Origin of the sequence: Micromonospora matsumotoense (assembly GCF_900091525.1) — a bacterium.
Taxonomy (GTDB): Bacteria; Actinomycetota; Actinomycetes; order Mycobacteriales; family Micromonosporaceae; genus Micromonospora; species Micromonospora matsumotoensis.
Genome location: NZ_FMCU01000002.1, coordinates 166,874 through 184,410, shown reverse-complemented (window position 1 = coordinate 184,410; position 17,537 = coordinate 166,874). Strand labels below are relative to the sequence as shown.

Below are 17,537 nucleotides of genomic sequence, written 5' to 3'. Positions count from 1 at the left end.
TGTAATGGAGATCTCCCCGCCCCCAGGAGGTCACCGTGGCGAGCGTCGCCGAGCTGAAGGCCGCGATCGACATCGCCCTCCAACAGATCGGTGACGGGCAGACAGCCGTGCAGGCCGCCGGGGAGAAACTCTCCGAGGCGCAGCAGACCCTCGCCGGGGCACTGGAGGGCAGCGGGCACGAGACCGTCGAGGCGGCCCAGGCCTCCCTCACCCAGGCCGGCCAGGAGCTGGAGGAATGTCTCGCCGCGACGCTCGTCGCGGTGGAACAGGCGCAGCTCTACGTGTCGTCGCTGTAGCGGGGCGTCGTGTCCATCATCGAGGACGTCGGAGCCCAGGTGCGGGCTGCCGCCGAGGAGCTCCCGCTCGCCCAGCTCGCCCTGGCCCTGGAGAAGTTCGGCCAGGCCACCGAGCGGCTGCGCTGGGTACGCCAGGAATCGGCCAACCCGATGGGGGTGCCGGAGCTGGCCGCCGCCACCGAGCATGCCGAGTCGGCCGGGCACGCCCTGCGGGTCGCCCAGGAGCAGCTCTCCGGATATCTGGCCGCGATCGGGTTGGCCCCCGACGGCCCGCCTCCCCCCGGGACCACCGGTCCCGCGCCGCGCCACGACGGGCCGCGCGGCGAGACCACCGGGCCGGCCGCCCCACCACCGGCCACCGAGGAGGACCCCACCGTCAAGCGCTGGTGGGCGGTCCGGGTGGCCGAGCTGACCGGCGGCCGGGAGGGCCCCGCCGCGCAGCCGGACGAGCGGGTCGCCGACTCCCGGGAGCTGCTGCGTCGGGTGGTCACCGGCATCCGTTCCGGCGACCGGGACCGGCTGCACCGGGAGCTGCGCGCCGCGCACGCCGACGTGGGCCTCGGCCTGGCCGCGATCGCCCCACCGCTGCTGCGCGACCTCGCCGGGGAACTGCTCGGTCATCCGCCCCGCGCCGACGACCTGCCCCGGTTGCGCCGGGAACTGGACGGCCGGGTCCGCGACCTGCTCCCCGGCCTGCCCCCGCCGGTGCTGGACACCCTGCTCACCCGGGTCTGTCGAATGCCCCCGCCACGCCGGGGTGAGGGTGACGACGCGCAGCCCCACGCGGCCGATCCCGCGGTCACCGCCGGCGTGCTGACCGGTGTGCTGCTGGCCCGGCTCGGCCGGGAGCTGCCCCGCGAGGAACCCGACCGGCAGCGGGAGCCGGTGCCGCAGCCGGCACCGGAACCCGACCGGTCCCCGCCCCGCCCGCCCACCGACCGTCGCGCCGGGCCGCGTCGGCCCGCGCCGGCCCCGCAACGCCGGCCCGAGCCGAGCCCGCCACCGCGCGTCGAGCCGCCCGCCCCGCGCCCGACGCCGGGCCGGACGAGCCCCTGGGCGAACGGTGGACCCCGTGGCTGATCTGCGTACCCAGTTGGCGGCGCGGGTGCGGGGGATGCTCTCCGAGGCGCTCGGCGTCACCCGTACCCGGCTCGCCTCGGCGGAGGCGGAGCTGACCGCCGCCCGGGAGCGGCTGGCCCGGGTCCGGCGGGCCGCCACCACCGTGCCGGCGCGGGTCGGCGCCGAACGCGACCGGCGGCTGGTCGAGATCGACCAGCGACATGCCGCGCGGCTCGCCGAGCTGGCCCACCGGGCGACCGAGGCCGCCCGCCGGGAGGCCCCCGGTGCGGCCGGCGCGCCGTGGTCCGGCTGGCAGGCCACCCCGGCGGGACGCGGCGAGAGCCCCGGCCCGCTGCGCGTCGGCACCCTGCAGGTGCCCGGAGCGGAACCGGTCCCGGCGTTGGTGCCCCTGCTCGACGCCGGCCACGTGCAGCTGACCGGCGACGACCGGGAGGGCGCCGACGCGGTGGTGTCGGCGCTGCTGCTGCGCGGTGTCGGCCGGGCCGACCCGGGTGCGGTCCGGCTCTACGGCTACGACCCCGAACACCTCGGCGGCGGACTGGCCGGCTTCGCCCCGCTCGGCACCGCGGGGCTGCTCACCTTCGTCGGGCCGGGCGGGCTGGCCCGGCTCCTCGACGATCTCGTGGAGCAGATCCGCCGGATCAACGAGACGGTGCTGGCCGGCGAGTACGGCTCGCTGCGCGCCCTGGCCATGGCGACCGGCCGACGCCCGGAGCCGTGGCGGGTGGCGGTGCTGCTCGGTGGGGACGAGTTGTCCCGGCACGAACGCGGCCAGCTCGACCGGGTGGTCCGCACCGGCGCGGCCTGCGGGGTGCACCTGGTGGTGCGCGGCATCGACCTGCCGGACGACCCGAGCCTCACCCGGGTCCGCACCGGGCCGGGCGCGGCCCACATCGGTGACCCACCCGGCCCCCCGGTACGCCTCGACCCGCCCCCACCGGCCACCCTGGTCACCGAGACCTGCCGGGAGGTCGCCGCCCGGGTCAACGCCGGCCCGCCACCGACCCCCTTCACCGACCTGCTCCCCCCGCCGGAGCAGATGTGGAAGGACGACTCGGCGCACGGGCTGACCGCCCCGATCGGCGAGGGACCGCACGGCCGGCCGGTGCTGCTCAACCTGGGCGACTATCCCCCGCACGCGCTGATCGGCGGGCCGTCCGGCACCGGCAAGACCAACCTCATCTTCGCCTGGATCGGCGCGCTGGCCGCCCGCTACTCCCCCGCCGAGCTGGAGTTCTATCTGCTCGACTTCAAGGAGGGGGTGTCCTTCGCCCGGTTCGCCCAGGGTCGCCGCGACCCGAGCTGGCTGCCGCACATGCGGCTGGTCGGGATCAACGTGAACACCGACCGGGAGTTCGGCCTGGCCCTGCTGCGCTTCCTCGCCGAGGAGCTGCGCCGGCGGGCCGACGCGGCCAAGAAGCACGAGGTCACCAAGCTGGCCGAGCTGCGGGCGGTGGACCCGACCGGGCACTGGCCCCGGATCGTCGCGGTGGTCGACGAGTTCCAGGCGCTGCTCGCCGGCCGGGACGTGGTGGCCCGGGAGGCCGCCGACCTGCTGGAGGACCTGGCCCGGCGGGGTCGCTCGCAGGGCATCCACCTGGTGCTCGCCTCGCAGGACGTCCGGGGCATCGAGGCGCTGTGGGGACGGCCCGCCCTGGTCGCCCAGTTCACCCTGCGGATCGCGCTGCCCAAGGCGCTACGCATCCTCGCCGAACGCAACGACGCCGCGCAGGCGCTGCCCCGGCACCACGCGGTGGTCAACGCCGAGTCGGGGATGACCGAGGGCAACCAGGTGGCCCGCATCCCGTCGGCCAGCGACTGGGAGACCTGGAGCGAGTTGCAGCACCGGCTGTGGCGGATGCGGCCCGCCGACGCCGCCCCGGCGCGGCTCTTCGACGGCGACGCCATTCCCCGGCTCGCCGAGGCCCCCGACTTCCGGGCCCTCGCCCCGCCGCCTGACGATCTCCCGCCGCGCGGCCCGGTCGCCGTACTCGGGGAGATCATCGACGTGCAGTCCCGGTCGGCGGCGCTGCGGTTGCCCCGGGCCCCCGGCCGCAACCTCGCGGTCCTGGGCACCCGGGTCGACGAGGCATGCGCCGTGCTCGACGCCGCCGCCCGATCGCTGGCCCGGCAGCACCGCCCCGGCAGCGCCCGGTTCTCCATCGCCTGCCTCGACCCGGACGCCGACCCGGCGGCCCGTGCCCTCTACGAGGATCTCGCCGACGACGCCGCCTGGTACGACGAGGAGACCGTCGCCGAGCTGATGGCCGAAACGGCGACCGCGCTGACCCGGCCGGGCACCCCGTCCACCCCGCACTACCTGCTGCTGTTCGCCGTCGACGCGGCGGCCGGTGCGCTGGCGACCGGCTCGCCCGGATCGACCGGGCTGGACCGGCTGCGCCGCATCCTGCATGACGGGCCGGAGCGGCGTACCCATGTGCTGGCCTGGTGGCGGGGGGTGGCCCGGATGCGGGCGGACCTCGGGGGGCCGGCCGCCCGGACCGACCAGATCGGCGCCTGGGTGGCCCTGGACGTGCAGGGCGGCGAGCTGGGCTCGGCGCTCTATCCGGGCTCCGGCGGGCCGGACTGGTACCCGCGTCCGTGGCGGGGACTCTTCTTCGACCGGGCGGTGCACCGCACCGGACAGGTGATCATCCCTTATGGTCCGTCCCGATGAACGAACCGGTCGCCAGTGACACCTACGCCGCCCACGTCCGCCGGCTCGCCGAGCTGACCGGTCGGGTGGCCACCCAGCGGGCCGAGGCACAGGCCTGGCACGACCAGCAGTGCGCCGCCGCCGAACGGGCCGTGGCCCAGGCCACCGCACAGGTGCGCGACGCCGAGCAGGAGGCCACCGACGCCCGGTCGATGCTGGAGCGGGTCGACACCGAGGTGGGTCATCTCTGGGCCGAGCTGCGCTCCCGGCTGGGCACCCGTCGGCTCGGCGATCCGCCGGGGCCGGCCCGGGAGGTCACCGGCGACCCGGTGCCGCTGCTGCGTGGCGTACGCGAACTGCTGGACCGGACCGGCCAGCGCGGTGAGCTGCCGGGGTCGGTGAACCCGCTGCTCGCCCTCTGCGGGGTGGCCGGGGCGGTCGTCGCGTACGCCCTCGGGGCCGGCGCCCGGGCGGCCGGCCAGCGGTACGGCGGTGACCTGGCGGTAGGGATGCCGGTGCTGGCGCTGGTGGTGACGCTGCTCGGGCCGGTGGCCGGGCTGGCGCCGGCGAAGCGGCTGGCCGACCGCCGGCACGCGCTGCTCGGCCCCCGCCCGCTGGCGATCGTGCTGGCCGCCGGGGTGCTGACCACGGTGCTGCTGCTGGTGTCGACCCGCTGAACCGCCCCCGGGCTCCCGGTCCGGTGCGCGCCCCGGGACGCTCGCCGGGCGGCTCACCCCGGCACGGCTCGGATGGGGGACGGCTCACACCGGGACGGCGACCGCCTCGCGCAGCAGCCGGCGGGCCAGCACCATCCGGTCGGCGTCGTCGTCCAGGCCGGGCAGGTCGCCCACCCGCAGACCGGTGGAGCCGAGCAGGGCACGCAGTGCCGGCGCGCACTGGGCGGGCAGGGTGATGGTGCGGTCGGTCAACCGCAGCGCCACCCGGTCGGCGGCGGTGGCGAGCTGCCAGCGCAGCCCTCCCCGGGGTGCGATCCGGCTGTCGGCGGTGAGGCTGGCGAGCGCGGCGGCCTGGGCGAGCGGCCGGATCGGGGCCGGCCGGGCGGCCGGCCAGGCCCGGTCCCGCAGCCGGGCGGCGACGGCGGCCGGATCGGCCCGCAGCAGCCAGGCGCGCAGCGCCTCCACGGTCTCGGTCAGCTCCGGTTCGATGGCGTCGGGGTCGGCGACGTCGGTGCCGAACGGCAGCCCGGCCCGCAGCCGGGGGTCCTCGGCGGCCAGCGCCAGCAGTTCCTCGACCAGGGCGTACCGGGTCAGTGCGCGGATGCCGACGGTCAGGTGCAGCGAGCGGGACTCCTGCGCCTGGGCGCTGTGCAGCCAGCCACGCGGCAGGTAGAGCGCGTCGCCCGGTTCGAGGACCACGTCCAGCGCGGCCGGCCCGTCGGCGGTGGCGGACACCTCGTCGGCCCGGCCACCCCACGGCTGCCGCTCCAACGGGTCGGTCAGCACGGGCGGGTGGATCCGCCAGCGCTTGCGGCCGTCGACCTGGAGCACGAAGACGTCGTGGGTGTCGTAGTGGGTGGCGAAGCCCTGGCTGCCCGGTGGGGTCAGGTAGGCGTTGACCTGCAACGGCTGCGTCAGGGCCTTGCCCAGGTCCCGGGCGAAGTCGACCAGGGCGGGCCAGAGCCGGTGCAGTCCCTGGAGCACCAGCGTCGCGCCGGCGGCGTACAGCTCCAGGATGCGCTCGTCGAGGACCTGGTCGCCGATTTCCGCGCCCGCGCCGCCACCGCCGGTGAACCGCGCCGTCGGCACCAACTGGCCGTCCCGGGCCACCCGCAGGAACGGGGTACGCAGACCGCGCCGGCTGAGCAGCTCGTCGGCGTCGTCCGGGCTGAGCAGGTCGGTGAACCCGGCGGGGTTGGGCAGCTCGTCGGCGCGGGACAGCAGCGGGGCGCGACCCCAGTGGGCGGCGGCGAACTTGGCCGGTTCGACGCTGACGCAACGTGCCAGGGCACGCGTCGCGGCCGACGTGACCGCCGGGCGGCCGTGGCCGCCCGGCGGGTCGATGGTCGTCATGCTGCCGGTCAGCGCGCGCTGCCGTCGGCGCCACCGTCGTGCTGACCCGGAGTGGCCCCGCCGTCGGCCGGACCCTCCGCGCCACCGTCGGCGCCACCGTCATGCTGACCCGGGGTGGCCCCGCCGTCGGCCGGACCCTCCGCGCCACCGTCGGCGCCACCGTCATGCTGACCCGGGGTCGCCCCGCCGTCGGCCGGACCCTCCGCGCCACCGTCGGCGCCACCGTCATGCTGACCCGGGGTCGCGCCACCGTCGGCCGGACCCTCGAGGCCGCCGCCGCTGGTGGTCTGAATGTCGTCGTCGTTCAGTGCCATGGGTGCTCCCTCGGGTGTGCCGCCCCGCCACAGGGCGGGGTCTGTCGTGCGGGTGATACCCCCCACACGATCTTCTCTAACCACACCGTAGACGGCCCGTCCGACGCGCGGGACGGATCGCCGGGCCAGGTCGGGAGAAACACATGACCCGGGGTCAAGGAATCAGCCGTTGCAGGTCCCTCGGCATGCCGGCCTTCACGTCCTGCCACTCACCCTGGGTGACGTGCCGGCGCAGGGCGTCCAGCACCACCTGGGCCACCCGCTGGGGACCACCCTCGACGTCGTACGGGAAGCCCTGCCGGACCTCGTAGAGGAAGTCGTCCCGGTTGAGCTTGACCGGCACGTTCTCCGGCTGCCAACCGTCGAAGTAGATGCCCCGGACCAGCACCGGCAGTTGGGCGGCGAACTCCGCGCACTCCTGCACGGTCATCCGGTCGCGCAGCAGGTGCAGCACCGTGCGCAGCGCCGCGTACGACTGGTTGCGCTGCGCCCGGGGCCACCCGTATGCCTGCTCGATGTCCTTGAGGATCAGGTTGGTCTTGTCCACCGAGGACTCGAACGCCGAGATCAGTTGCTCCGCCATCGGGTCACCCCCCGGCCTTCGGTTCGCCGTCCCACCGCCGGTCGTCGGCGCGTCGGGGCGGCCCCGACGGGCCCCGCCCCTGCCGGGCCGGGCTGCCGCTGCGACCGACCCGCTCCGGTCGGCGGGTGTCTCCACCCGAGCCGACGACGTGCAGCACCGCGCCCCGTCGTGGATCCACCACCACCCGCACCGCCATCTCGGTCACCTCCGTGCCCGTGCTCGGTGTCCCGGCCGCGTATGACGACCGGGGTGTCGTCCCCGGCCGCCTGGTAGGGCCGGGGCATCGTCCCGGCCGCCAGACCGGGCCGGCACCATCGATGCTGCGCGGTGGCGGGGTGAGCCGTCCTCACCCGGACGAGGTGAAAGCCGCTGGCCCACCTGTCGCGGTGCGCGTGCCACCGCGCCACCGCCAGGCCAGCGGTGGCGGCCAGCACCGGGGGCACCGACCTGCGGTGCCCCCCGTGGCGTCCATGGCGACGTACGCCCACCGGTGCGCACGCGGGAACGTCAGGGGTCTCCTCGCGGTCGCCCCCGCCGACCAGGAGGCGTGCCGACACTCGGCGACCGGCGGGGAGGAACGGCAACGCCGCTCGACCTCCGGCGCGCGCTCCACAGGGGACCCAGGCCCGGGCCTGGGTCCCCTGTGGAGCGCGGATGTGGAGCGCGGAGACCCGGGTCGGCCGGGTACCCCCGGCGCACCCGGGTCCGTGGCGGCCCGGTGGCAGTGGTCGGCGACCGGTCAGGCGGCCCGCCGCTCCCGGTTCTGCTTGCAGGTCACGCAGGCGGTGGCCGAGGGGTAGATCTCCAGCCGCTCCACCGGGATCGGCGCGGTGCAGCCCTCGCAGAAGCCGTAGGTGCCCTCGTCCAACCGGGTCAGGGCGTGCTCGAACTGGGCCCGCCGGTCGAGGATGGTGCGCAGCAGGGACTGGGCGGTGTCCCGCTCGGCGGTCTTGGTGCCGCTGTCGGCCTGGTCGTCGCCGGCGGTGTCGCCGACCTCCACCAGCCGCAGCACCTGGCTCTGCATGACGGCCTGCTCGTACTCCGCGGACAGCTCGTCGTAGCGGGCCCGCAGGGAGGTCCGGATCTGGTCGGCCTCCGCCGTGGTGCGGGCGGTGCCGACGGTGTCGTGGACGAGCATCGCTGCCTGCCTTTCCTGGGACCGGCGTGAGCACACGGCGCACTCCGGACTCGGACGGCAGGATGAGATCATCCGTGCCGTGTGAGTCCCGCGATTACCCACCCTCCCGGTCCGGTAAACCACCGGACTTCCCGGCCCCGGTGCCCGTTTTTTCCGGTGCCCCACGCCGCCTGGCGGCCGGGGTCAACCGGTCACCTCGTCCCGCTGCACCCACGCCGGGTGGCGGGGGTCGTCGACCCGGACCACCACGTCGGCGAAGGCGGCCGGGACGACCTCGTCGGCATACCGGGCGAAGGCCGGGAGGGTCCACCGCTGCGCCGCATCGGTGCGCCGGGCCAGCGCGGCAGGCGAGAGCACCAGGTGCACGGTGACATCGAACGGCAGGCCCCCACCGAGCAGGAGCGCCCCGCTGACCAGCAGCACCGTGCCCGGCGACAACTCCTGGTAGGCCGCCCGGCTGGCCCGGTCGGCCGCCGCGTCCCAGAGTGACGGCAGCACCCGCCCGGTGCCACCGGGACCGGCCGGGTCGAGCACCTCCCGGCGCAGGCCGGCCTCGTCGGTCCAGCCCTCGTAGTAGGCGTCGGGGTTGGTCCGGCCGAATTCGTAGCGGACGGAGGCGGGCCGGAGGAAGTCCCCGGCACGCAGGTGCAGCGCCGGGCGGCCACGGGCGCGCAGCGGATCGATCAGCGCGGCGGCGAGCCGGTCGGGAGCGGCGGCCGGCGGGCCGTCGACCGCGACCCGCAGATGGGCCGGCGGGGCGGACCCGGCGGAGGCGGGCGCGGACGCGGCCGTGAGGAGCCGTTCGGTCAGCTCGGCGACGAGCAGGTCGGGCGAGATCGGACGGACGCGCATTCACCCATGGTGCCCTGCGCGTCGTCAGCCGGTCCGGTCGACGGTGACCCGGGCGTCGTCGGCGAGCCGGTAGCCCACCCCGTAGACCGTGGTGACCAGCGGGACGTCGATGCCGACCTTGCCGCGCAACCGGCGGACGTGCACGTCCACCGTGCGTACCCCGGCGTGCTCGTAGCCCCACACGGCGTTGAGTAGTTGCAGCCGGGTGAACACCCGACGGGGGTGGGCCACCAGGTGCAGCAGCAGGTCGAACTCCAGTCGGGTCAGCGGCAGCGGCTCGCCGTCGCGCAGCACCGAACGGGAGGACGCCAGGATGTGCAGCATCGGGATGGTGGCCGCGAGGGACCGACCCGGGGACCGGCCGGCCGGGACCTGGTCGGGTCGCCGCTCGGCGGGGACGCCGGTGGTGGTGATGGTGCCCTCCCCCCGTTCCAGCATCTCCCGGGCCGCCTCCAACAGCCGGCGGGCCGGCGCGGTGAGCGACTCCTCACTGGCCAGCGGAATGGACAGGGTCACCGTGAGCACGGGGGTGACGCCGTTGGCCGGGCGGCGCTGTCCGCCGGGGGGCCGACCCGGAACCGAGGGTTGGGACGTATGCCATCCGGCGCGCGACGATGCGGGGCTGACCGACATGGTCCTCCTAGGGCTGGTCCGGGTATCTCCCACGGCCCGGGACGCCGCTGCATCGATGCTTCCCGGCCCCTGGACGAGGGTCAAGGGGCGACCGCGTTGCATGAATGTGACAATTGACGAACAGTTCGCAGCCGAGCCCTCGCTCTGTGTACGAGCCAGATGATTACAGCAGAAGGGCGGAAGTGCCCCGGTACGGGGGGTGCCTGCCCGTCGGGGCACGGCCGGCACGACGCGACGCACCCGCTCGGACGAGCCGGGTGCGTCGCGAATTGGTCCGACGATCAGCGGAACCGGTCGACCCGCACCCTCACCTCGTCGGCGAGCCGGTAGCCCACTCCGTACACGGTGGTCACCAGGGGGGCGTCCGCGCCGAGCTTGGCGCGCAGCCGGCGGACGTGCACGTCCACGGTACGGGCGACGGCGTGTTCGTATCCCCAGACGCTGGCGAGCAACTGGAGCCGGGTGAAGACCCGGTGCGGGTGCTCGGCGAGGAAGAGCAGCAGGTCGAACTCGATGCGGGTGAGCGGGATGTCCCGGTCGCCCTGGCGCACCACCCGGGTGCCGGCGAGGATCCACAGGGTCGCCGGATCGTCGCCGGCCGGTGTCGGCTCCCCGGCAGCCGGCGTCGGGCGCGGGGTCGGCACCGACGACAGCAGGCGCGGCGCGGTCGGCTCGCTCAGCCGGACCGCCCCCTCCCCCGTCTCGACCAGTTCGCCGAGCAGGTCGACCAGGCGGGCCAGCCGGGGCGTCAGCGGCCCGGCGGTCAGGTCGAGGGTGATGGTCAGCGACGGCGTGGACCGCGGCCGACCCGGTGCCACCCGGTCGGGGCGGCCCGGCGGGTGCGGACGCGCGGTGAGGGTGACGAGGGACATGGGAGCCTCCTGTGTGGCGGTGCGTCCGCCACGCCCGGTGGGGCGCGACGGTCAGTGCGGCGTCCGGCCGGCGGTCACCGGCGGCGCGAGGGACGGGACGCGGTGCGACGGCGTCGGCCCCAGGGTCGGCAGGCCGGCGATCCGCCAGGCGACGAAGCCGCCCACCACGTCGGTGGCGCGGCGCAGCCCGAGGTCCTGCAACGCGGCGGCGGCCAACGACGAGGTGTAGCCCTCCTGGCAGATCACCAGCACCGGCAGGTCGTAGCCGACCGCCTCGGGCAGCCGGGCCGGGCAGCGCGGGTCGAGTCGCCACTCCAGCACGTTGCGTTCGATGACCAGAGCACCCGGTACGGTGCCGTGGGCGGCCCGCTGGGCGGCCGGCCGGATGTCGACCATCAGCGACCCACCCCGGTGGGCCAGGTGCGCCTGCTCGGGGTCGAGCCGACGCAGTCGGGTGCGGGCCTCGGCGAGGATCTCGTCGATGCCGCGCGAACCCGGTGGCGGGGCCGGACAGCTCTCGGTACGGGTGGGGTGCTGCGGCATCGTCGCGGTCCTTCCATGGGCGAGCCGGCGGGCGGGCGGAACGGGAACAGGCGGTGTCACCAGGAGACGCCGGCCAGGGCGACCTCGGCGACCCGGAGTCGGCCGTCGACGAGGCGGTACTGGGTCATGTGGCGCAGCGCGGGCCGGTAGACGTGCACGCTGACCGCCGGCTGGTCACCACGGTTGGTCACCACGTGCACGTGGCGGGGGCCGAACCGACGCCCGGCCCCGGCGGCGAGGCGGTGCGGTCGTAGTCGTCCACCGGAGACCGTCTGTTCGGTCAGTTCCCCGGCGACGACCAGGAAGGCCCCGGACGAGCCGCCGTGATCGTGCAGGTCGGTGCCCTGGCCGGGCAGCCAACTCAGCGCCCAGACCTCGTGGTCGTCGGCCGAGGCGAGCCGGGCGTACCAGCGCTCGGCGCGGTCGAAGCGCAGCGGCACCGCCCAGGTGGTCGGGTCGGTGTACCGACCCGCGACGGCGAGCAGGTCGGTGGCGTGGATGCTGGTCATGGTCACTCCCGTAGTGATGCGTCCCGCACCACTCTAGACTTTAAAGCCTATAGGTTTAGTAGGTAATACCGCATGATGGGACGCACGATGCGGAGGTGACCACCGCCGGTCGCCGGCGGTGTGGCGGGTCCCCTGCCCAGCCGACCCCTGCCGACCACGCCACCGCCCGCACCCGGACATCTAGGCTGGACCGGTGACCGAGAAGTTCGACGCCGAAGCGCTGGCCTTCGCCCACCGGATGTTCGACCTGGCCCGGACGGGCGAGGCCGCCGAACTCGGCGGCTACGTCGATGCCGGCCTGCCGGTGAACATGACCAACGACAAGGGCGACACGCTGCTCATCCTGGCCGCCTACCACGCCCACCCGGAGACTGTGACGGCGTTGCTGGCCCGGGGCGCGGACCACACCCGGGTCAACGACCGGGGGCAGACCGCGCTCGCCGCGGCGGTGTTCCGACGCCACGCCGAGACGGTACGGGCACTGCTCGACGCCGGAGCCGACCCGGAGCACGGCACGCCGTCGGCGGTGGAGACGGCCCGCTTCTTCGACCTGCCGGAGATGCTCACCCTGCTCGCCGCCCGCTGACCCGCCACCGACCCGGCCCGGCGCCGGGCGGGACCCATCCGCCACGGAGCATGCCGACGCGCTCCAGCGCGGCCCGACCGGCCAGTCTTGATCCACTCACCTGGGCCGATGGTGCGGTATCCGGTCGCCGGAATACCGCACCATCGGCCCCCCTGAGTGGATCTTGTCGTCATCGACCGGGCGGCAGCCGAATGCTCGGCCCGGCCGATCCACCTGCCCCGGCTTCGACTCCACCACCCGACGGCGCTCGACCGCTTGCCGTGCGCTCCGGGAGGCCGCGCGGCCAGCTCTGCCCCCTCGTCCCATCCGGCTGGCCCGGCCCGGGGCTACGCAGCCGGCTTGACCGCCTCGATCAGGAAGCGTCGGGAATGGGCGACGAACACGCCCTCGGCCCGGATCAGGCGGTGCAGCCGTTCCAGCTGTGGCCGGTGACGGTCCATGTCGAAGTCCGGCACGGTCCAGACCACCTTGCGCAGGAACCAGACCACCGCACCGATGTCGTGGAACTCCGCCCGGAGGGTGGCCTGCTCGAGGCGTACCACGTCGAGGTTGGCGGCCCGGGCGGCGGCCACCGCCTGGGCGGTGTGCCGGGTGGCCGGCGGTGGCAGCGGCCCCAGCACCGCCTCGCTCAGCTCACGCATGGTGCCGGCACCGATCTGCTGGGACAGGTAACGACCGCCGGGCCGCAGCACCCGGGCGATCTCCGCCCACCAGGTGTCCACCGGGTGCCGGCTGGTGACCAGGTCGAAGGCGTCGTCCCGGAACGGCAGGCGGGAGCCGGGGCCGACCTGGACCACCCGGCCGTCGAGCCGACGCAACGTCCGCCGGGCGATCGCGACGTTCGGCGGCCACGCCTCGGTGGCGACCAGCAGCGGGGGCGGCTGCGGCACCTCGGCGAGCACCTCACCGCCGCCGGTGTCGATGTCCAGCGCCGCCCCGACCCCCGCCATCCGGGTAGCCACCTGGCGGGCGTAACCCCACGGCGGACGTTCCTCGGTGGCCCGGCCGTCCAGCCAGTCGAAACCCCAGCCGTCGACGGGGGCCGCCGCCGCCTCGGCGATCAACTCGGCGCAGCTCCGATCGACCATCCGCCCACCCTGCGGCACCGGCCCCCGACCGGCAACCCGATTACCGGCAAGCAATGATCCACATCAGGTCGCACCACGGCGGGTTGCCGGGACGGGGAAACCGCTGCGTCGGCCCACTTGTGATCCCCCGGGAGAGGGCGGATGGCGGTCAGGGGGCGGGACGGAGGATCTCCACGGTGGAGCCGGCGGGGACACCGTCGAGGGCGTCGAAGCCGGTGGGCTCCCGACGGCCGGACTCGAACTGGCGCATCAGCCGGGCACCGAGCCCGACGCCGACCGCGCCGACCATCAGCGCGACCAACTCGGTCACCAGCAGCATGCCGGTCGCGCCACGCTGTGGGGCGTCCGCCCGGACCAGGCAGGCCAGCAGGAAGAGCGCGGCCATGCCCGCGTTGACCATGTTGAAAGTGATCATGGTACGACGGTGCGGCCCGGGGCGTACGTCCCACAGGTCGATCATGCCGGCCACGCCGGCGAGCCCGGCGGCCATCAGGGCGGCGATCGCCGTCCAGTAGCCGACCTCGCCGAGGAAGGCCGGACCGCCCGCCACATGGGCGAGATCGAAGACGGTGGCACTGACGAAGAGCCCGAACGGGAACGTCACCAGCATCGGTTGGATGGGATGCCCCTGCACCCTCAGGCGGCTCTCCATCGGTTCCTCCCCAGGATCGGCTCAGCTCACCAGCCCAGGGTGCTACCCGGGGGCCGGTTCGGCGAAACGGTCGGGTCAGGATTCGCGGGGCCGGGGAGAAACGACACCGGCCGACACGCCGTGAGGCAGCGACAGCAGGCAGCGAGGGGCGAGCGGCGAGGGGCGAGCGGCGAGGGGCGGTCGGGTCAGGACTCGCGGGGGCGGGAGACGGTGGTGACCAGCCGCTCCGCCACCTCCCGCAGCGGGATGTCCAGCGAGGACGCCGCGCTGCGCAGCACGGCCAGGGCCTCCGGTGCCGGGCAGCCCCGTTGCGTCATGATCACCCCGACGGCCTGCCCGACCACGTTCTCGCTCAGCAGCGCGCCGTCGCGTTCGCTGGCCCGCGCGGCCCGCCTGGCCCGGTCCCGGACGGCGGCCAGCAGCAGCCCGGCGTGCTCGGCGAGCAGCATCGCGGTGAGTTGGTGCCGGGTGCCCAGCGCGCCGGCCCGGCCGGCGTACAGGTTGATCGAGCCGACCGCCTGCTCGTCGACGTCCACCGGGGCGGAGATCACCCCGCCGACGCCGAGCCGTCGGGCGCGGTCGGTCCAGGCCGACCACCGGTCCTCGGCGGTCAGGTCCCCCGCGATGATCATCTCGCGGCGGCGGATCGCGCTCAGGGCCGGGGACTCCACCCCGTGGCCCAGGTCGTCCAGCTCCGCCAGTCGGGGGTCGGAGGCGGCCATTCCGGCGGGTTCCCCGGCCCGCAGGGCGGTGAACCCGCACCAGAGCACCCCCGGTACGGCGTCCCCGGCGATCCGGACCAGTTCGGTCAGCGCCTCGTCGAAGTCGTCGACCGCGATCAGCCCGGCGGTCAATTCCCGCAGCAGGGCGGCCGTCTCCAGTACCCCGAGCGTGTCGATCGTCGGCTCCCGCATGTCCACGTTCACCGGGCCGCAGGCCCCGTGTTGCACCTGCCCGCCACCGGCGTCGTTGCCTGTGTCATCGTCGTGATCTCTCCCCCGCGTCGTGAGCCCCGGGCTACTACCCGCGCAAAACCGGATCGAAACCGCGTAAAGGAACCCCTCCGGCGCATGATCGGGCCGGAGAGGTTCCTGTCCCGCTCAGCGGGCTGCGGCCAGCCGGCGACCGACCGAGGCGATCAGCCGGTCCAGCTCCGAGCCGAACGGGTTGTCGTGCACCAGGTACGTCCAGGTGGCGCTCGGCCGGACCAGCTTGGCGGCGTCCGGCTCCCAGTCCTCGTCGAACTCGGTCTCCTCGAAGGTGGCGAGGGTCCGCGTCTCGATCTCCGGGATGAGGTTGGTGAACGCCGGCACCGCCGCCCGGTGGAACTCGTCCAGCGGGTCGAGCCGGCCCAGCGCCCGCAGGTGCACGCCCTCGCGCACCTCGGACAGCTCGGCCAGGTGCTCCGCCCAGAGCCGGTCGGTGTGATAGAGGGCGATCGACCGGGCCACCCGGGCCAGCAGATCCTCGTCCATCTCGCCGGCCTTGTCCGGCATCCGGTCGAGCAGCATCAGCGCGGCCACGTCGGAGGTCAGCAGCCGCTCCCGGCGCTCGGCCAGGGCGATCCGCTGCTGCTCGATGACCACGCTGTAGCGCCAGGTGTTGCGGTGGATCTCGTGGTTGACGCCCTCGGCGACCCGCTGGGCGTGCTCCACCGCGTAGTCGACCTGCTCGTCGGTGACCAGGCCGTCGGCGTTCATCCGGGGCGAGGCCGGGATGGTGTCGCCGGCGTGCCGGACGACCAGGTCGTCCTCCAGGCTGGTGAAGAAGACCGAGCCGCCCGGGTCGCCCTGCCGGCCGGCCCGACCACGCAGCTGGTCGTCGACCCGGCGGCTGTCGTGCCGGCCGCTGCCGATGACGTAAAGCCCGCCCAGCTCGGCCACCCGTTCCTGGTCGACCTGCTCGCTGCCGCCGAGCCGGATGTCCACGCCCCGGCCGGCCATCTGGGTGGAGACGGTCACCGCGCCGTACGCGCCGGCCTCGGCGATGATCGCCGCTTCCTCGTCGTCGTTCTTGGCGTTGAGCACCACGCACGGCACCCCGGCGGAGCGCAGGCCGGCGGCGAGCCCCTCGGACTCCTTCACGTCGAGCGTGCCGACCAGCACCGGACGGCCCGCCTCGTGGCAGCGCCGGATCTCGTCGATCAGCGCCTCCTCCTTCTCGGCCCGGGTCGCATAGATCCGGTCCGTCTCGTCCTCACGGACGCAGGGGGTGTTCGGCGGGATCACCGCCACCTCGAGGCCGAAGAACTCCCGGAGCTGGTCACCGACCAGCACCGCGGTCGCCGTCATGCCGCACAGCTTGGGATAGAGGCCGATGTACGCCTGCACGGCGATGGTGCCCAGCACCTCACCCTCGGCGGTGGCGTCCAGGCCCTCCTTCGCCTCGACCGCGGCCTGGAGGCCGTCGGGCCAGCGGCGGCGCTGGGCGACCCGGCCACGCATCTCGTCGATCAGCTCCACCGAACCGTCGCGCACGATGTAGTCGACGTCGCGGTGCAGCAGGGAGTGCGCGTGCAGCGCCACGTTCACCGCAGAGAGCTGCCCGACGTGCTCGGTGTCGTACAGGTCGATGTCGCCCAGCTTGGCCTCGACGGCGGCTAGGCCCTCGGTGGTGAAGGCGACGCTGCGGCCGTCGTCGGCGACCGTGTAGTGCTTGCCCTTGCGCAGGCCACGCACCAGCGCGGCGCTGGCGTGCACCGGGTCCTGCTCGCCGGTGACGGAGCCGGCCAGCACCATCGGCACCCGGGCCTCGTCGATCAGGATCGAGTCGGCCTCGTCGACGATCGCGGTGGCCAGCGGCGGCTGGACCCGGTCGGCGATGTCCGTGACCAGCTGGTCGCGGAGGAAGTCGAAGCCGGCCTCGCTGACCGAGACGTAGGTGACGTCGCAGCCGTACGCCGTCCGGCGCTCGGCCGGGGTGGACGCCTCGTTGACCCAGCCCACGGTCAGCCCGAGCAGCTGGTATACCGGCGTCATCCACTCGGCGTCCCGGCGGGCCAGGTAGTCGTTGACGGTGAGCACGTGCACCGGGCCGTTGCCCAGCCGGACGTGTCCGTAGGCGGCGACGGTGGCGGTCAGCGTCTTGCCCTCACCGGTGGCCATCTCGGCGACCTTGCCGGACAGCAGCGCCATCGCGCCGAGCAGCTGCACGTCGTACGGTCGCTGGTCGAGACCACGCTGGGCGGCCTCGCGGCCGACCGCGCAGATCTCGGCGTATTCCGTGGCCGCACCGGCGGCCTCGGTCAGCGCGGCGTCGTCGAGCGCCGACAGCTCTTCCTCACGCGCGGCGATCCGCGGCAGCAGCTTCTCCAGCGGAGCCAGGTCGACCGTCGTCCCCGGGCGCTGGAGGAACCGGCGGAACCTGCTCTTCAACCGTTGCGACACACCCATGAGCGGCAACGGTACGCGAACCCGGGCGGAAAAGGCTGCCCGGTCCGCACGTTGCGATCCCGGTGTCCGGTTCCCGGCCCATCCGACCAGGTCAGCGAGGGGTGCCGGCGGCCCACCGGAAGGTGGCGGGCAGGTGGCCGACCAGGCCGCAGGCTGACGGTCGTCGATGATCAGCGAGGCTGGCCCCGGCAGGGGCGGCGCGAGGGAGGAGCGCGATCCCGGGACAGCGGCACGGAAGCGGTCGGGCAGCGCCGGACCGCTCCCACCGACGGCTGCCCTGCCGCCGTCGGACAGTGCCGGGGGCGCAGGTCGG

General features: G+C 74.7%; 19 protein-coding genes. 5 read left to right on the top strand and 14 right to left on the bottom strand.

The annotated features are described in order from the left end of the window. The first annotated feature begins 35 nt into the window (after nucleotides 1-35). From GA0070216_RS04530 to GA0070216_RS04515, 4 genes are read left to right on the top strand one after another with little or no spacing between them, the layout of a single operon-like run. Nucleotides 36-296 carry a hypothetical protein gene (locus GA0070216_RS04530; RefSeq protein ID WP_067305468.1) on the top strand — a complete coding sequence of 87 codons (261 nt, stop codon included), beginning with the start codon at nucleotides 36-38 and terminating at the stop codon, nucleotides 294-296. A 9-nt stretch (nucleotides 297-305) separates the two neighbouring features. Beyond that, nucleotides 306-1,376, top strand: a complete 1,071-nt coding sequence (locus tag GA0070216_RS04525) for a hypothetical protein (protein WP_245722301.1) — start codon at nucleotides 306-308, stop codon at nucleotides 1,374-1,376. Further along, nucleotides 1,369-4,053 carry an FtsK/SpoIIIE domain-containing protein gene (locus GA0070216_RS04520; RefSeq protein WP_091240812.1) on the top strand — a complete coding sequence of 895 codons (2,685 nt, stop codon included), beginning with the start codon at nucleotides 1,369-1,371 and terminating at the stop codon, nucleotides 4,051-4,053. The genes GA0070216_RS04525 and GA0070216_RS04520 overlap by 8 nt, the downstream gene beginning before the upstream one ends. After that, entirely contained in the window at nucleotides 4,050-4,709 is a 660-nt protein-coding gene (locus GA0070216_RS04515; RefSeq protein ID WP_091239374.1) for a hypothetical protein, read from the top strand. The genes GA0070216_RS04520 and GA0070216_RS04515 overlap by 4 nt, the downstream gene beginning before the upstream one ends. 84 nt (nucleotides 4,710-4,793) lie before the next feature. Here GA0070216_RS04515 and GA0070216_RS04510 read toward each other — a convergent pair whose 3' ends face one another. The 10 genes from GA0070216_RS04510 to GA0070216_RS04465 all read right to left on the bottom strand — a co-directional run bounded on the left by GA0070216_RS04510 (nucleotide 4,794) and on the right by GA0070216_RS04465 (nucleotide 11,506). Then, nucleotides 4,794-6,062, bottom strand: coding sequence for a cupin domain-containing protein (locus GA0070216_RS04510; RefSeq protein ID WP_091239372.1), 1,269 nt, complete (start codon nucleotides 6,060-6,062; stop codon nucleotides 4,794-4,796). Nucleotides 6,063-6,070: 8 nt separating this feature from the next. Continuing rightward, nucleotides 6,071-6,376 (bottom strand): hypothetical protein, encoded by a 306-nt coding sequence (locus GA0070216_RS04505; protein WP_091239370.1) that lies wholly within the window; start codon nucleotides 6,374-6,376, stop codon nucleotides 6,071-6,073. Nucleotides 6,377-6,530: 154 nt separating this feature from the next. Then, entirely contained in the window at nucleotides 6,531-6,959 is a 429-nt protein-coding gene (locus tag GA0070216_RS04500; protein WP_091239368.1) for a DUF2267 domain-containing protein, read from the bottom strand. Between the two features lie 4 nt (nucleotides 6,960-6,963). Then, entirely contained in the window at nucleotides 6,964-7,155 is a 192-nt protein-coding gene (locus GA0070216_RS04495; RefSeq protein ID WP_091240810.1) for a hypothetical protein, read from the bottom strand. Between the two features lie 543 nt (nucleotides 7,156-7,698). Then, on the bottom strand, nucleotides 7,699-8,097 hold the full coding sequence (locus GA0070216_RS04490; protein ID WP_091239366.1) for a TraR/DksA family transcriptional regulator: 399 nt from the start codon (nucleotides 8,095-8,097) through the stop codon (nucleotides 7,699-7,701). 183 nt (nucleotides 8,098-8,280) lie between these two features. Then, nucleotides 8,281-8,949: a nucleoside/nucleotide kinase family protein gene (locus GA0070216_RS04485; RefSeq protein ID WP_091239364.1), complete on the bottom strand. Its 669-nt coding sequence runs from the start codon at nucleotides 8,947-8,949 to the stop codon at nucleotides 8,281-8,283. A 24-nt stretch (nucleotides 8,950-8,973) separates the two neighbouring features. Beyond that, on the bottom strand, nucleotides 8,974-9,582 hold the full coding sequence (locus GA0070216_RS04480) for a winged helix-turn-helix domain-containing protein (RefSeq protein WP_091239362.1): 609 nt from the start codon (nucleotides 9,580-9,582) through the stop codon (nucleotides 8,974-8,976). Nucleotides 9,583-9,863: 281 nt separating this feature from the next. Beyond that, nucleotides 9,864-10,454: a winged helix-turn-helix domain-containing protein gene (locus GA0070216_RS04475; RefSeq protein WP_091239360.1), complete on the bottom strand. Its 591-nt coding sequence runs from the start codon at nucleotides 10,452-10,454 to the stop codon at nucleotides 9,864-9,866. Nucleotides 10,455-10,505: 51 nt separating this feature from the next. Next, complete coding sequence (locus GA0070216_RS04470; protein WP_091239357.1) at nucleotides 10,506-10,997, bottom strand: rhodanese-like domain-containing protein; 492 nt, start codon at nucleotides 10,995-10,997, stop codon at nucleotides 10,506-10,508. A gap of 56 nt (nucleotides 10,998-11,053) precedes the next feature. Further along, a complete protein-coding gene (locus GA0070216_RS04465) occupies nucleotides 11,054-11,506 on the bottom strand; it encodes a cysteine dioxygenase (RefSeq protein WP_091240807.1) in 453 nt (150 codons plus the stop codon). Nucleotides 11,507-11,744: 238 nt separating this feature from the next. Here GA0070216_RS04465 and GA0070216_RS04460 point away from each other — a divergent pair, with 238 nt between their 5' ends. Further along, nucleotides 11,745-12,092, top strand: coding sequence for an ankyrin repeat domain-containing protein (locus GA0070216_RS04460; RefSeq protein WP_425413135.1), 348 nt, complete (start codon nucleotides 11,745-11,747; stop codon nucleotides 12,090-12,092). 326 nt (nucleotides 12,093-12,418) lie between these two features. Here GA0070216_RS04460 and GA0070216_RS04455 read toward each other — a convergent pair whose 3' ends face one another. The 4 genes from GA0070216_RS04455 to secA2 all read right to left on the bottom strand — a co-directional run bounded on the left by GA0070216_RS04455 (nucleotide 12,419) and on the right by secA2 (nucleotide 17,224). Continuing rightward, on the bottom strand, nucleotides 12,419-13,180 hold the full coding sequence (locus tag GA0070216_RS04455; protein ID WP_091239352.1) for a class I SAM-dependent methyltransferase: 762 nt from the start codon (nucleotides 13,178-13,180) through the stop codon (nucleotides 12,419-12,421). A gap of 148 nt (nucleotides 13,181-13,328) precedes the next feature. Then, complete coding sequence (locus GA0070216_RS04450; protein ID WP_091239349.1) at nucleotides 13,329-13,832, bottom strand: DUF2231 domain-containing protein; 504 nt, start codon at nucleotides 13,830-13,832, stop codon at nucleotides 13,329-13,331. A 185-nt stretch (nucleotides 13,833-14,017) separates the two neighbouring features. Then, nucleotides 14,018-14,746, bottom strand: a complete 729-nt coding sequence (locus tag GA0070216_RS04445) for a GAF and ANTAR domain-containing protein (RefSeq protein WP_176738831.1) — start codon at nucleotides 14,744-14,746, stop codon at nucleotides 14,018-14,020. A gap of 186 nt (nucleotides 14,747-14,932) precedes the next feature. Continuing rightward, on the bottom strand, nucleotides 14,933-17,224 hold the full coding sequence (secA2, locus tag GA0070216_RS04440) for an accessory Sec system translocase SecA2 (protein ID WP_091239346.1): 2,292 nt from the start codon (nucleotides 17,222-17,224) through the stop codon (nucleotides 14,933-14,935). Nucleotides 17,225-17,537: the final 313 nt, after the last annotated feature.

Coding starts and splice junctions, on each gene's coding strand:
- GA0070216_RS04460 (WP_425413135.1), top strand. CDS start 11,745: ATGTTCGACCTGGCCCGGACGGGCGAGGCCGCCGAACTCGGCGGCTAC.
- GA0070216_RS04475 (WP_091239360.1), bottom strand. CDS start 10,454: ATGTCCCTCGTCACCCTCACCGCGCGTCCGCACCCGCCGGGCCGCCCC.
- GA0070216_RS04465 (WP_091240807.1), bottom strand. CDS start 11,506: ATGACCAGCATCCACGCCACCGACCTGCTCGCCGTCGCGGGTCGGTAC.
- GA0070216_RS04480 (WP_091239362.1), bottom strand. CDS start 9,582: ATGTCGGTCAGCCCCGCATCGTCGCGCGCCGGATGGCATACGTCCCAA.
- GA0070216_RS04470 (WP_091239357.1), bottom strand. CDS start 10,997: ATGCCGCAGCACCCCACCCGTACCGAGAGCTGTCCGGCCCCGCCACCG.
- GA0070216_RS04490 (WP_091239366.1), bottom strand. CDS start 8,097: ATGCTCGTCCACGACACCGTCGGCACCGCCCGCACCACGGCGGAGGCC.
- GA0070216_RS04485 (WP_091239364.1), bottom strand. CDS start 8,949: ATGCGCGTCCGTCCGATCTCGCCCGACCTGCTCGTCGCCGAGCTGACC.
- GA0070216_RS04510 (WP_091239372.1), bottom strand. CDS start 6,062: ATGACGACCATCGACCCGCCGGGCGGCCACGGCCGCCCGGCGGTCACG.
- secA2 (WP_091239346.1), bottom strand. CDS start 17,224: ATGGGTGTGTCGCAACGGTTGAAGAGCAGGTTCCGCCGGTTCCTCCAG.
- GA0070216_RS04515 (WP_091239374.1), top strand. CDS start 4,050: ATGAACGAACCGGTCGCCAGTGACACCTACGCCGCCCACGTCCGCCGG.
- GA0070216_RS04455 (WP_091239352.1), bottom strand. CDS start 13,180: ATGGTCGATCGGAGCTGCGCCGAGTTGATCGCCGAGGCGGCGGCGGCC.
- GA0070216_RS04500 (WP_091239368.1), bottom strand. CDS start 6,959: ATGGCGGAGCAACTGATCTCGGCGTTCGAGTCCTCGGTGGACAAGACC.
- GA0070216_RS04445 (WP_176738831.1), bottom strand. CDS start 14,746: ATGCGGGAGCCGACGATCGACACGCTCGGGGTACTGGAGACGGCCGCC.
- GA0070216_RS04450 (WP_091239349.1), bottom strand. CDS start 13,832: ATGGAGAGCCGCCTGAGGGTGCAGGGGCATCCCATCCAACCGATGCTG.
- GA0070216_RS04495 (WP_091240810.1), bottom strand. CDS start 7,155: ATGGCGGTGCGGGTGGTGGTGGATCCACGACGGGGCGCGGTGCTGCAC.
- GA0070216_RS04505 (WP_091239370.1), bottom strand. CDS start 6,376: ATGGCACTGAACGACGACGACATTCAGACCACCAGCGGCGGCGGCCTC.